The sequence below is a fragment of the Pseudoalteromonas sp. meg-B1 genome, from assembly GCF_003173795.1.
GTDB lineage: Bacteria > Pseudomonadota > Gammaproteobacteria > Enterobacterales > Alteromonadaceae > Pseudoalteromonas > Pseudoalteromonas undina.
Genome location: NZ_QGQU01000001.1, coordinates 883459 through 897042 on the forward strand (window position 1 = coordinate 883459; position 13584 = coordinate 897042).

The following is a 13584-nucleotide window of genomic DNA, read 5'->3' on the forward strand; positions in this document are numbered from 1 at the left end:
CTAGTGACACTTTTTAGTGTCCCCATCGTCTAGAGGCCTAGGACACCGCCCTTTCACGGCGGTAACAGGGGTTCGAATCCCCTTGGGGACGCCACTTACTATTATACAGTAGGGTAGTGTTATTAAAGCTCGTCTGAATCGAGTTAAACCATTCAGTTGTCCTAGTGACACTTTTTAGTGTCCCCATCGTCTAGAGGCCTAGGACACCGCCCTTTCACGGCGGTAACAGGGGTTCGAATCCCCTTGGGGACGCCACTTACTATTATACAGTAGGGTAGTGTTATTAAAGCTCGTCTGAAACGAGTCAAACCATTCAGTTGTCCTAGTGACACTTTTTAGTGTCCCCATCGTCTAGAGGCCTAGGACACCGCCCTTTCACGGCGGTAACAGGGGTTCGAATCCCCTTGGGGACGCCACTTACTTATTTTAAATAGGGAAGTGCAGTGTTATTAAGCAACTCGCCTGAAACGAGTCAAACCATTCAGTTGTCCTAGTGACACAGAAAATGTTTCTGAGAAGATAATGCCATTCGCCTCACAGGCTCGGCTCATCTTACGCAGAAATAGCAAATCAGTGATTTGCAAACCAATTTCTGCGTCCCCATCGTCTAGAGGCCTAGGACACCGCCCTTTCACGGCGGTAACAGGGGTTCGAATCCCCTTGGGGACGCCACTTACTTATTTTAAGTAATCTACAAAGCAGTATGACTGCAGCACTCTCTATCCGCAAAATAATAAAGAGTGAAAAATCTCTTGGTATGCCACCTACTATTCATTAGTAATATAGCTTTTAATAAAAAGTATCTAAAATCAGTTTACCTGCATTTCCATCACTACTTCAAAACTATCCAGTGAAGTTAAAATCTTAAAATTAAATAATTTAATATAATAACTCCTATATATTATTAGTTTCTTTCCTTTCTTTATATTCAGCTTAAATATACTTCGCCTATGTTAGGGTACATATAAACGTCCAAATAAATAGGAGGTTATATGGCAAGTGGATGGGCACGCGATGGTGCAATTCAAGAACAAATTGACGCAAGCGTTAATGATGCTGTGCAATATGCTAGAAGTAACTTAGTTTCTGGAGCCAGTGCCGAGCTATGTGAAGAATGTGATGAACCAATACCACAGGCACGAAGACTTGCGGTACCTGGGGTTAAGTATTGTGTAAGCTGCCAAGCTGACCTAGAAGGTAAAGGCGCGCTTTCAAAAGGGCTCAATCGGCGAGGCAGTAAAGACAGTCAGTTACGATAAAAAGGTGCATACAGCACCTTTTTTAATATCGTATCAGAGTTGAGCTTAGATAATTAAAAGGGTTAGTAAACCTATTAAATATATTTACTAAAATTTATTCATGTTCTCTTTTTTCTGAATAAGTTCAATTGAGTAGCCATCTGGATCTTTTACAAACGCAATTTCTGTTGTGCCACCCTTTACTGGTCCTGGTTCACGGCTAACGTTACCACCAGCGCCCTTAATATCTTCACAGGCTTTATAAATATCATCAAACTCAATGGCGATATGGCCATAGGCATTACCTAAATCGTAGCTGTCGGTATCCCAGTTATAGGTTAGTTCAAGTACTGTCGTGTCAGTTTCATCACCGTATCCTACAAAGGCGAGGGTGTAGCGGTACTCTTCGTTATCAGCACGGCGTAACTCTTTCATACCAAGCACTTGAGTATAAAACGCAATTGATTTATCTAGATCAGCAACCCGTAACATGGTGTGTAGTAAACGCATTTAAACCCTCTTAAAATTCACATAAATTTTGATAACGCAGCTACTTTATAACGACTACCGCTGCGCTGTTAAAATATCAATAATCCGATTATAAATTATTTCTGTGAGCATCACAGTATCATCGCCATTAGTATTTATAAATTGTACAACGACTGTATCGATATCTTTATAATAACGAGCAATGCTTGAATACCCTAATACCCAACCCGTGTGTTCATACTTATAAAGTGATGCATACAAAGCTTGCTCTTGTTCGTCGAAAAAAGTGCCTTTGTTTAAAGCAAAAATAAAGTCGCCTATATCTTGTGCGGTAGCCACATAGCCTTGATCGAGTTCTTTAAAGTCATTCTCATAACCTACGTAGTAACCACTCATCAAATCTACTAAATTTATTTCATGCACTGATGAAAACGTGTTCGTTAGGCCCAGTGGCGTTAAAATTTCATCTTTAATATATTGGTTGTGATCATAACCCAGTACGTTAGACATAATTTTTCTCAGCAACAAATAATTAGTATTAGAATAGCCATAATCAGCATCAGGGCTAAAGTCCGCGGGTTCATCGAGCACTAATGCAAGTGGATCAGGGTAGGTGATTGACCAATCAAAATTATCGGTGTCTGTGTAATTGGGTATGCCACTTTTGTGTTTTACCATCATTCGCAATGTAATTTTATCTGCGTTTTCAATCCGCCCAATTAATGATGGAAGATAATCAGCCAGTGTTTTATCTATTTCAATACGTCCAATGGCTGCAAGCTTAGTTAAAGCTGCTGCATCATATAACTTTCGAATGCTGCCAATTTTAAAAAGTGCATTAGGGTATGCGGGTATTTTTTGCTCTCGATCATGCCAACCATTTGCAAAATATTCAGGTTGCTGTCCTTGTTTATGAATATAAACAATAATGCCATCAATTCCTTGTTCAATAGCCTCTTGTGTTTGTGCTTGAACGTTAGCGGGCAGTGGGTGAAAGTAATATAAAGCAAACTGCCAAGGGGCAAAAATGTATATGCTAGTAAGAGTAACAATGAGAGCTGCAACGCGCAGAAGCGTGAGCGCCTTTTTGTTCTTCAACTGTATCATTGCATTCTGGTCTCATTTATTTTTGGAGTGTGAGGATCAGCTCTTTATTCTACTAAACAGCAATATCATGTGATATTGCTGTTTAGTTATAAGGAGTTCAACTCTATTAAAATATACTTTTTACTTATTAGCTTTGCCCTTAAGAACATAGATTTCGCCATCAAAACTGCCTTGAATTGTTAATCCTTGTCCTGCAAGCTCCTTAAGATAGTCTACATGCTCTTGTGTAATATGTTGCCCCGGAACCAAAAGCGGGATGCCTGGCGGATAGGGCGTAACTAAACCGGCGCAAATGCGGTTGTTACTTTTGCTAATAGGTACCGATTCGCGCTCGCCATAAAAAGCTTCGCTTGGAATACAGGCTAAGTCTATAGCTGGTAAATTTTCTGGTAAGCGAGAACGTCGCGTCGATGTGGCTAGTTTTACCTTGCCACTATCGAGTTTTTTCAACGCATTGTATAAACGAATGATCTTCGAACGCGTTCCGCCAAGCGTCAGTAACACCAAAATGGTACTGTGGGTGTATTTTTCTATTTCTAGGCCAATTTCATCGAGAAGGTATTTATGAATATCTTTTAATGAATAGGGTAATTCGCTAATGTCGATGAGAATCTTTAGCGGATCGTGACCCATGTTATCACCACTAAAGTGTGGGAATATGTTCATAAAGTCTTGTTTACCAAGTACTTTAATTTGTTTGAGTGAAGCCATCTGTTGTTTAAATTCTTCCACATGGTTCAACAAAGCATTGAGTAACTTATAGCCTTCCATCTCCAATTGCTTTTGGCAAACATCAAGCGACGCGATAAGCTGATATTTCGGCGATGTACTGGCATAAATACTGTAAATCTCGCGAAAGAAATCAGCATCAAAATCAGGATCGTTAACATGAATATAAGACGCCTGAGAAAATGCCGACACCACTTTATGCGCTGAATGAGTAACATAGTCAGCGCCAGCATGAATGGCGGAATAGTAACGTAAGCTTGGATGAAACAGCGAGTAAGCAAACCACGCTTCGTCGATAAACACCTTAATACCATGCTGATGAGCAAATTCTACTACCTGTTTGAGGTCGCTTAGCAGACCATCGTAAGTACAACCGGTAAGAACCAGTAATTTTGCATCGGTATTTTGTTCTATTGCTTGTTTTATATCAGCCAATGACGGTGGCGCAAAAATCCCATATTTAGGATTTAAAATACTCGACAAATAAATGGGTAAACTGGCTGATTGCAAAATGCCGTAGTGCACAGATTTATGGCAATTACGGTCAATAATCACTTTATCGCCCTTGCGAAGCAGTGTCTGCAAGATGATTTTATTTGAAGTTGATGACCCGTTGGTAACAAAATAGGTATGTTTCACTTCAAACGTTGCCGCAGCTGACTCTTGGGCACGGCCAATGGTATTGGTGCTATCTGATAATGAGCCTAACGAATCGACTGACACCGACAAGTCACCTACGAAGACATTACGGCCATAAAACTGATAAAAATCTTTAATATAAGGAGAATTTCTAAAGCTAGAACCGCCACTATGTCCTGGAGTGTGCCATGAATCATTCGACTCGCCAACATACCGGCGATACGCCGTCCAAAATGGGGTTTCTGAGCGATCATCGAAATCGTTAATCATATAACCTAAAATTGCTTCAGGGTCTGAGATTACTTCATCTTTAAAGAAGAAAGACTCAATCTCCTCCGACTCATTAACGATTTCTAGCCCTTTTGTATCATCGCCAATAACATAAACGGGCAACTCAAGGCGGATCCTCTTTAGTTGCTCGATAAAGCGGCTATACATTTTCTCGCCTACTTTATTTTGCACATCCCAACTAAGTACAACAGCTTGAATATCGCCATCTTCTTCAACACACTCAAGCGCTTCTTTAAGTTCAAGACGTTCGATAATATCAATATGAATATCGCTTCGCTCAAAATTAGCAATTGTTTTTGACAAATTCGTTGAAAGCTCTTTTAAGATGCTAAGGTCTTGCTCAATTAGCAATATACGAAGTAAGGGTAACATAGAGGGTCCGCACTATAATTTTATTTATGCTCAGTAGCATAACTAAAGGAATGATACTTGTGAAATTAATACTTTGAAAATGTGCCTATAACTGCTTTTAGTACGGGTGCAGATATAAGCGTTTATTTAGCCAAGTTAGGCACCTGCATTAGGAAATTGTACGTATTGATCGAAGAGCACTCGCCATATGGCTATTCAGCCTTATCTTTAAACTCACACAAGTCTTCAATAATACAGCTGCCACATTTGGGCTTGCGGGCTACACAAGTATAGCGGCCATGCAGTATAAGCCAGTGGTGTACATCGACTTTGAATTCTTTGGGGATCACTTTTTCGAGTTTTTGCTCAACCGCAACCACATCTTTACCCATAGCAAGCTTGGTACGGTTAGATACACGGAATATGTGCGTATCTACAGCGATTGTCGGCCAGCCAAAATATAATGAACGTAGAACGAAAATACTTACTTTTTCAAGACTGCTTTGAGCGAAAACCTGTCATTGATATTGAATAATATAAAAGTCAATTGGGTGATCAAACTCTGCTTTGCGCATATATTCACGAAAATGAGCGACGCGCGCATATTGTTCTATTTAACTTTACTTTAAAGTTTGAGAAAACTTAGTGATAGTAATACCTTAGGTAATTTGTTAAAACTATATAAAATAGATAAATGAGCGTTAAGTCGGCAGAAATATGCGCGATGAGCGCACTATTAAATTGTTAGTACCCTCAGAGACTCTGTTTATGAAATCAAAGTTAATTAGGACCGCTGAGAAAAACGGTTTTACCAAAGCGGGAAGTGATGGTGCTCAAGTGCGGTATCTCAAACCCATCAATAATGACTTTTCGTATGGATTTCTGATTGGCCGCACTGGTAAAGATGATATAACTGCTGTTCAATTCGGGCTAATTAACCACCCTATGTGGGAGTTGCAGCAAGAGGTTGAAGGCACTAAAGATCTAAATATCTTATTCCTCTTGTTTACTTTACTCCTCAATCCGGTACATGAGGAAAGTGGAAAACCAAGAAGTCTCGATTCCGATATCGTATCAGAGCTAATGCAAACGAAAATAGACTTTTTTGACGCCAACTTGGCTCAAATAATAAAAGATACAGTCCGTTTCCTAACAGAGTTTCGTTATCCGCCCTTATTCGTAACTGAGGAACACTTGCTTTTTGATGGGCTTGCCCACTATTACGGTTTGCTATATAAGCATCTTTATGTGAGCAAATTGTCGGCTGAAGAAATTGACTCTCACATTGATAGTCTTCTGGAAATGGGGTTAAGTGAAAGAGCTCACCCTATATTTCGTTTGGGGTTGTTAAAGCAGTACGTCGGGTACTAACAAGTCAATTCAGCAGGACAAAAAACAGTTGGTTTTGCTCCTGCGTCGCTAATTTTAACCAACTATTTTTTGCCTCTGATTGAGGCGTTAGGCAATACTAATAATTAACTATGGATGTAAAAATGAGAAAAATATTTTCAATTTCAGCACTTGTACTAATTGTATTAATAACCGGATGTTCGATTAATCATCCGGTCGCCAAGGATTATGACCAGCACTTGGTGAAATATGGTAAAGAAACAACACTTCCCAAGTCTGAAATAGAGGCGGAGTATTTAATTGGTAGTAAAACCGAAAATCATAACTATCAATTTAGAGCGGCGACTGTGGGATATGCTCATGTATGGATCGTTGAGTTTGGGAAAATTTTAGAGAAAACTATCAATCATGATTATGTCCAATCTGCATTCGGTAAGCTTGAAAAAGGTGCAGGGAATAATGGAAATTTGGTTGAGTTTGAGTTAGAGGGTTTTGAATTTAAGAACTATCGAGCATATACGGCTTTAAATATAAAAATACTAAACTCTGGCAGTGAAGTTTTTAACAAAACATACCGTTCGGAGGGAGGGTCACAAGGTGGACAAATGTGGGGCGCTGGGCCGTTTGGCATGAAGAATGCCACATTGAAATCTACCAAACAATCCATCGACAAAATCCTTGAACAGTTTATTAGTGATATTAATAGCAATAAATTAGCATTAAAATAAATGCCTAACAAAGCCATCAATTTGACCGCTTTACGCTGCGCTTCAAGTGGCAAATTATGGCGGCGTTATTATGAGTAAAAAGGAGGTTCAAACATGGAATTCATAAGGAAGCCTAGCGAAGAAGAAATTGATAACTTGCTTCCTCAATGGACTTGGCTCGTTCCTCCAACCGCAACGCCTTTAATGTTATCGGTTTTTGGAGACTGGTTGTTTGGTAACCCTGATGGTTCTTTGTCTGTATTATCATTGCTAGAAGGTACTTATGAACAGGTGGCCGAAAGCTCAGAAGGGTATAATGAGCTAAATAAATCATCGGAGTGGTGCGACGAAATCTTTATCTCAAGCTGGTTCCCGATCGCTATTGAAAATGATATCACACCAAAAAAAGGTGAATGTATCGGTTGGCAAATTCATCCAATAATTGGTGGTGAGTTTAGCCCCAATAATTTAAAAATATTCAGCATGTCGGTTTATCAAGCTCTAATGTCACAACTACATGCAAAAATTCAGGGTCATGGCCAATGAAAACTCATGACAAGTTGCTCAAGTCGGATTGCGGTAAGCAAGGCGTTATATGTATTCGTGAGGTTATGCTGAATGTCGTCGGTGATAAGTAAAAAACTTCAAGAAGTATTAAAACCGCACTTCAAAGCTCTTGGCTTTAAAAAGAAAGGAGCTTCATGGGGTTGCGCTGGCGATGAGTTAGCAAAGTGGTTCAACATTCAATGCTCTAGGAACAGCGATAGTATTTATTTTAACGTTGGTATCTATTTTCAAGCTACACAAGAGATAGCTTACCCCAAGGAATTGGATTGCCATTTACGTTTTCGCGTCGAGCAGTTGTTAAGTTCAGATGATGAAATTAAAGAATTCTACGACTTATCTAATTTTGAGTCAGGTCTAAATGTAGAAGCGAAAGTTGAAAAAATAGCGAACATAATCGCTAATAAACTAATTCCATTTTTTAATCATCATAATAGCGTTGCTGACATCTTGAATTCTGAGCTAGTTAAGCCGTATATGTACTGGAATAATGGAGAAGATATAGCAACCAAGCTATGTGATTAATACATATAACAAGCCGTTTAAGGCATGGACGTCTAACGCATGGCTGACGTTCGTTCCTCACGATTATAGCCACGCATTATCCGCTCCTTAACGGAGCGTTACCACTGTCTGCAAATGGCACAAAGCAGGCTTTAATTACTCTGCTTTCTCTTTAAACTCACACAAATCTTCAATAATACAGCTGCCACATTTAGGTTTTCGGGCGACACAGGTATAACGACCATGTAAAATGAGCCAGTGGTGTACATCGACTTTGAATTCTTTGGGGATCACTTTTTCGAGCTTTTGCTCAACCGCTACAACGTCTTTACCCATGGCAAGTTTAGTACGGTTAGAAACACGAAAAATATGCGTGTCTACGGCAATGGTCGGCCAGCCGAAGGCTGTATTTAATACTACGTTAGCAGTTTTACGGCCAACGCCAGGGAGGGCTTCTAGGGCTTCACGATTTTCTGGCACTTCACCGTTATGCTGATCTACCAATATTTGGCACATTTTATATACATTGGCTGCTTTTGAATTAAATAAGCCGATGGTTTTTATGTAATCACGCAGTGTGTCGTGGCCAATATCTAAAATGGCTTGTGGTGTATTAGCAACCGGAAATAATTTACGAGTGGCTTTATTTACCCCAACATCGGTTGCTTGTGCTGAGAGCGTAACGGCAACTAATAACTCAAACGGGCTTGAATATTCAAGCTCCGTTTCAGGATGTGGATTGTCGTCGCGTAAGCGAGTAAGTATTTGGTGACGTTTTTCTTTATTCATGTAACTTAAAACGCATTAGCTTTATTAAGTTAATGCGTTTTCCCCTTAAGTTAAGCTAGTAACACGCGCTCGAGGGCCTTTTTCAGCTTCTGGCGGTGCGACTTGTTTTGATTTTATTTGTGCATCAATTACATTTTTAGCGGCAATCAGCAGACCAAGCCCTAAGAATGCGCCCGGTGGTAAAATGGCCAGTAAAAACTGGCTATCAAAGCTAAACACCTCAATGCGCAATATAGCAGCCCAAGGCCCGAGTAATAAATCGGCACCATCAAATAATGTGCCTTGTCCAACCAGCTCTCGCATAGCGCCAAGTACAACCAGAACCAACATAAAGCCTAAGCCCATCATCAAGCCATCAAAGGCGGATAAGTGCACTGGATTTTTTGAGGCAAACGCTTCTGCACGGCCAATAATGGCGCAGTTGGTTACAATTAACGGAATGAAAATCCCTAAAGATTGGTAAAGGCCAAAAGTGTAAGCGTTCATTAACAGCTGCACAATTGTTACAAAACCGGCAATAATCATCACAAACACAGGTATTCTAATATCTTTAGGTACCCAGTTACGCACTATTGATACGGTAATATTAGAGCCCACTAATACCAATAAGGTTGCTAAGCCTAAACCTAGCGCATTAGTAATTGTAGAGGTAACAGCGAGTAAAGGGCATAAACCTAATAACTGTACCAAGGCGGGGTTATTTCCCCATAAGCCTTCTTTGTAAAGGGTTTTTAATTCGCTCATGGCGTTACCTCTGGGCATGCGTTTGCTGCTGTGAACAGAGCATCAAAGTTATCTTGTGCATAAAGTACCGCGTTTTTGACTGAGCCTACAACGGCACGAGGTGTAATTGTAGCGCCAGTAAACTGGTCAAACTGGCCGCCGTCTTTTTTAACAGCCCAACGATCGTCGCTTTCGCTTTGTACTGTTTTTGCATTAAATGTGGTGATCCAGTCTGATTTTTTTATTTCAACTTTATCACCTAAACCTGGTGTTTCTTCATGTTTGGTTACCCTTACACCCGCAATGGTACCATCGCGATATACTGCACTGAGTAAGTTTATATCACCACTGTAGCCGCTAGGGGTGACATGACGAATGACTAATGCCACAGGTTCGTTATCTTTTCGGGCACGATAAATAACTTGGTTATCGTATGGCCCTAGTAATGGATCAGATATAATTACACAATCTTGCGATAGCTCATTGCTGTATTTGGAATGCGGCAATACTTCTTGAAGCTGATTAGTTAACTGCAACTGCTCTTGCTCTGCAATTTTATCAGCGGTAAGTGTATTAATTGTGGCAACGAGTCCCGTTGTTAGTAACGCAAACCCACACAATATTGCGCCATTTTTTACCATTGAAGAAATAATCATTTTACTGCTCCATGGCCATAGGTTCTTGGTTGCGTATAGTAATCGATTAGCGGTACCGCTATGTTTATTAGCAACACCCCAAATGCAACTGCATCAGGAAAACCACCAAAGGTGCGAATTAAATACACAATTAAACCAATTGCTGCACCATAAATAAGGCGACCTCGATTAGTGGTTGCAGCTGATACAGGATCGGTGGCGATAAAAAAGGCCCCCAGCATAGTCGCACCACTAAACAAGTGAAACACTACACCTGGCTCTGTACCTGGCGAGGCAATATAACCAATTGCTGCGCATAAGCTTAAGCTTGCAATAAAACTCACTGGTATATGCCAGTTAATTACTTTTGTTTTTAACAGGTAAAGGCCGCCGAGTAAGAAGGCTAAGTTAACCCATCCCCAACCTAGGCCAGTCCACTCATTAAATACGCTCTTTTGCATGCTCTCTGTCACCGTTAGTCCGTGAGCAATATCTGTTTTTAAGGTATCAAGTGGGGTAGCCATTGTGCTGCCGTCTATTCCTACTCGGAGCTGATCTAAGCTGTATCCTAACGTGGTAAAGTCGCTAAAGATTAAGCTTAACTGCTGGCTGAAAGTAATACCCGTATTAAGTAATTCTGTAACGGGTAACCAAGCAGTCATTTGCACAGGGAACGACACTAATAAAAGCACATAGGCTGCCATTGCAGGGTTAAATAAATTAAAACCTAAACCACCATATAGTTGTTTAACAATAACTATGGCAAACAAACACCCTATAACAATAATCCACCAAGGCGCTAAGGGCGGAATACTTATTGCTAATAACACACCGGTAAGCCATGAACTGCCATCACTTAATGCAGGCCAAATAGGGCGCTTACGCATTAACATAACGGCTGCTTCAAATGCGCTTACACACACTAACGCCAATAATAATTGGATAAGGACACCGGTGCCAAAAAATACAACTTGCGCAATAACACCAGGAATACAAGCCGCAATTACAGTTAACATTAAACGTGTCACAGATTTGTGACTATGATTATGGGGTGAACTGGCCATGGTTAGTTTCATGACTGATCATTTCCTTCTTTTTGTTGCTTTTTAGCTTTAGCGCGAGCAATCGCGGCGGCTACGGCGGCTTTCTTTTTTTCTTGAGCTGTTTGCTGTGAAGCTTCTGAAGGTTCATCGTTGCTTTGTGGCTCAGTGTTTTCACTTTGATTTGCTAATTCATCAGCTTGCGCTGCTTTTTTGGCTTTTGCGCGGGCAATGGCTGCAGCGACGGCAGCTTTTTTATCATCGGGAGCGACAGGTGATTCACTTATTGCGTCATCGCTTGCTGTTTGCTCAGCAGCTTGTGCTGCCTTTTTGGCTTTAGCACGAGCAATAGCGGCAGCGACGGCAGCTTTTTTATCATCGGCAGCAACTGGAGATTCACTTATTGCGTCATCGCTTGGTGTTTGCTCAGCAGCTTGCGCTGCCTTTTTAGCTTTAGCGCGGGCGATAGCGGCAGCGACGGCGGCTTTTTTATCATCGGCAGCAACTGGAGATTCACTTGCAGTGTCATCGCTTGCTGTTTGCTCATTAGCTTGTGCTGCCTTTTTGGCTTTAGCGCGAGCAATAGCGGCAGCAACGGCGGCTTTTTTATCATCTGCAGCAACTGGAGATTCATTTGTTGTGTCATCAGTTGCTGTTTGCTCATTTACTTGTGCTGCCTTTTTAGCTTTAGCACGGGCAATAGCTGCTGCAACTGCTGACTTTTTGTCATCTACAGCTTCGTCATCACCATTATTTTGTGCTTTTTGCTCTTTATAAAGGCGGGCTTGCTCTTTACGTGCTGCGCGCTCTTTTGTAACTTCACTGTTATCTGGCTCAAGTTCGCCACCTTGCTTTTTAGCTTTAGCACGCGCAATTGCCGCTGCTACAGCTGATTTATTGTCACCATCGCTGGTTTTATCTTTAACGCGGGCAAGGGCATCGGCTACTTTTTGCTGCTCTTCGGTCGATTTAGCTGCAGGTTTACGTTTATGGCGATTTTTTCGCTCAGCTTGCTCTTGCTCTAAACGCGCTTTACGTGCATCAAATCGTTCTTTAGCGCGATCAGATTTTATCTTCTCGGCAATTTGCTCTTTAATCTCAACTTTTGCAACGCGGTAGTACTGAACGAGTGGTATTTCACTTGGGCAAACATAGGCACACGCGCCACATTCAATACAATCAAATAAGTTATGTTCTTGGAGTTTGTCGTATTCTTTTGATTTAGCAAACCACTGTAACTGCTGTGGTAACAATGAAGCAGGGCACGCATCTGCACAGGCACTACAGCGAATACAGGCTTTTTCTGGGCCAGGCTCTGCTAATTCTTTATGATCTGGAGCAAGTATGCAGTTTGTTGTTTTAACAACGCCAATACGAACCGTAGGTAAGGTAAAGCCCATCATAGGACCGCCCATGACCACGCGTTGTTGTGGCACAGGTGAAAACCCTTGGCAATCAAGTAAGTGTTTTATCTCAGTACCTAATAGCGCCCATACATTACCTGGATTATGTATAGTATTGCCGGTAACGGTAACAACACGTTCAATTAACGGTTTACCTTCGTATACAGCTTGCTGAATCGCAAATAAAGTACCTGTGTTATGTACTAAAATGCCGATATCAGCAGGGATACCGCCATTTGGTACTTCACGGTTAGTGAGCAGTTTTATTAGCTGTTTTTCACCGCCAGAGGGATAAACTGTAGGCACGGTTTGTATTAAAATATGCTCGTTATGCTTCGCCGCTTCAGTCATGGCTGTGATAGCCTCGGGCTTATTATCTTCAATACCAATAATACACAGGGTAGGATTGAGCAGCTGTTGCATGAGCTCAATACCTTTGATTATTTCAGCGGCATGTTCGCGCATTAAAGTATCGTCAGCCGTGATGTAAGGTTCACACTCAACCGCGTTCACGATTAAAAACTCAATCGGCTGCTTAATATCTGCTTTAACGTAGGTTGGAAAACCTGCGCCTCCCATACCAGAAATACCCGCATTATGAATAACATCAACGAGTTCATCGTGTGATGCATTGGCTGGGTTTGCTAAAGGCGATAGTTCACACCAGGTATCTTTGCCATCGGGTTCAATAATAATGCTTAATTCAGGCAAAGCAGAAGGGTGTGCTGATGGCATAGGCGTAATATCAATAATAGTGCCTGATGTAGGTGCATGCACAGGTACCGACCAGTTAGCAGAAGGCTTAGTTAATGGCTGACCTTTTAATACGTGCTGGCTTTTTTCTACAATTAACTTGCCGCTAGCGCCAATATGCTGCTTTAAAGGTAGAACGAGTTTTTCAGGCAAAGGAAGGCGCGCAATAGGCGCATTATTAGATAATGACTTTTGCTGCGGAGGATGTACGCCGCCAGGAAATGCCCAAACGGTGCCTTTTTTTATTTGTTCAAGTAACTTTTCCACTCAAA

Annotated in this window: 13 protein-coding genes, 4 tRNA genes and 1 pseudogene; 9 read left to right on the forward strand and 9 right to left on the reverse strand. The window is 41.2% G+C overall.

Annotated elements, in window-relative coordinates; translation table 11 throughout:
• Positions 1-18: 18 nt before the first annotated feature.
• From DK924_RS04195 to DK924_RS04215, 5 genes are all read left to right on the forward strand, one after another.
• A tRNA-Glu gene (locus tag DK924_RS04195) sits at positions 19-94 on the forward strand.
• A gap of 85 nt (positions 95-179) precedes the next feature.
• Positions 180-255: transfer RNA gene (locus DK924_RS04200), tRNA-Glu, on the forward strand.
• An 85-nt stretch (positions 256-340) separates the two neighbouring features.
• A tRNA-Glu gene (locus tag DK924_RS04205) sits at positions 341-416 on the forward strand.
• A 180-nt stretch (positions 417-596) separates the two neighbouring features.
• Positions 597-672, forward strand: a tRNA-Glu gene (locus tag DK924_RS04210).
• Positions 673-992: 320 nt separating this feature from the next.
• Positions 993-1259 carry a DksA/TraR family C4-type zinc finger protein gene (locus DK924_RS04215; protein ID WP_075169014.1) on the forward strand — a complete coding sequence of 89 codons (267 nt, stop codon included), beginning with the start codon at positions 993-995 and terminating at the stop codon, positions 1257-1259.
• 87 nt (positions 1260-1346) lie between these two features.
• Here the strand turns inward: DK924_RS04215 and gloA are convergent, their stop codons facing one another.
• From gloA to DK924_RS04235, 4 genes and pseudogenes are all read right to left on the reverse strand, one after another.
• Complete coding sequence (gloA, locus tag DK924_RS04220; protein WP_010388396.1) at positions 1347-1748, reverse strand: lactoylglutathione lyase; 402 nt, start codon at positions 1746-1748, stop codon at positions 1347-1349.
• Between the two features lie 54 nt (positions 1749-1802).
• Complete coding sequence (locus DK924_RS04225) at positions 1803-2834, reverse strand: serine hydrolase (RefSeq protein ID WP_109874397.1); 1032 nt, start codon at positions 2832-2834, stop codon at positions 1803-1805.
• Between the two features lie 120 nt (positions 2835-2954).
• The gene (locus DK924_RS04230) at positions 2955-4865 is read right to left on the reverse strand and encodes an aminotransferase class V-fold PLP-dependent enzyme (protein WP_109874398.1); all 1911 of its coding nucleotides are present in this window, start codon (positions 4863-4865) and stop codon (positions 2955-2957) included.
• A 191-nt stretch (positions 4866-5056) separates the two neighbouring features.
• A pseudogene (locus DK924_RS04235) lies at positions 5057-5305 on the reverse strand (endonuclease III); the annotation flags it as partial.
• A gap of 307 nt (positions 5306-5612) precedes the next feature.
• Between DK924_RS04235 and DK924_RS04240 the strand changes: the two are divergent.
• The 4 genes from DK924_RS04240 (at position 5613) to DK924_RS04255 (ending at position 7990) form a co-directional block, all read left to right on the forward strand.
• Positions 5613-6215, forward strand: coding sequence for a hypothetical protein (locus tag DK924_RS04240; RefSeq protein ID WP_146199364.1), 603 nt, complete (start codon positions 5613-5615; stop codon positions 6213-6215).
• 122 nt (positions 6216-6337) lie between these two features.
• On the forward strand, positions 6338-6922 hold the full coding sequence (locus DK924_RS04245; RefSeq protein ID WP_109874886.1) for a hypothetical protein: 585 nt from the start codon (positions 6338-6340) through the stop codon (positions 6920-6922).
• A gap of 93 nt (positions 6923-7015) precedes the next feature.
• Entirely contained in the window at positions 7016-7447 is a 432-nt protein-coding gene (locus tag DK924_RS04250) for a T6SS immunity protein Tdi1 domain-containing protein (RefSeq protein ID WP_109874400.1), read from the forward strand.
• A 72-nt stretch (positions 7448-7519) separates the two neighbouring features.
• The gene (locus DK924_RS04255; RefSeq protein WP_109874401.1) at positions 7520-7990 is read left to right on the forward strand and encodes a DUF4304 domain-containing protein; all 471 of its coding nucleotides are present in this window, start codon (positions 7520-7522) and stop codon (positions 7988-7990) included.
• Between the two features lie 135 nt (positions 7991-8125).
• Here DK924_RS04255 and nth read toward each other — a convergent pair whose 3' ends face one another.
• Genes nth through rsxC form a run of 5 tightly spaced genes read right to left on the reverse strand, consistent with a single transcriptional unit; the run spans position 8126 to position 13579 of the window.
• On the reverse strand, positions 8126-8758 hold the full coding sequence (nth, locus tag DK924_RS04260) for an endonuclease III (RefSeq protein ID WP_109874402.1): 633 nt from the start codon (positions 8756-8758) through the stop codon (positions 8126-8128).
• Between the two features lie 45 nt (positions 8759-8803).
• Entirely contained in the window at positions 8804-9502 is a 699-nt protein-coding gene (locus tag DK924_RS04265) for an electron transport complex subunit E (RefSeq protein ID WP_010388435.1), read from the reverse strand.
• A complete protein-coding gene (gene rsxG / locus DK924_RS04270) occupies positions 9499-10137 on the reverse strand; it encodes an electron transport complex subunit RsxG (protein WP_055013368.1) in 639 nt (212 codons plus the stop codon). The genes DK924_RS04265 and rsxG overlap by 4 nt, the downstream gene beginning before the upstream one ends.
• Entirely contained in the window at positions 10134-11192 is a 1059-nt protein-coding gene (gene rsxD, locus DK924_RS04275; protein ID WP_109874403.1) for an electron transport complex subunit RsxD, read from the reverse strand. Before rsxD ends, rsxG begins: the two co-directional genes overlap by 4 nt.
• The gene (gene rsxC / locus DK924_RS04280; protein WP_109874404.1) at positions 11189-13579 is read right to left on the reverse strand and encodes an electron transport complex subunit RsxC; all 2391 of its coding nucleotides are present in this window, start codon (positions 13577-13579) and stop codon (positions 11189-11191) included. Before rsxC ends, rsxD begins: the two co-directional genes overlap by 4 nt.
• Positions 13580-13584 lie beyond the last annotated feature (5 nt).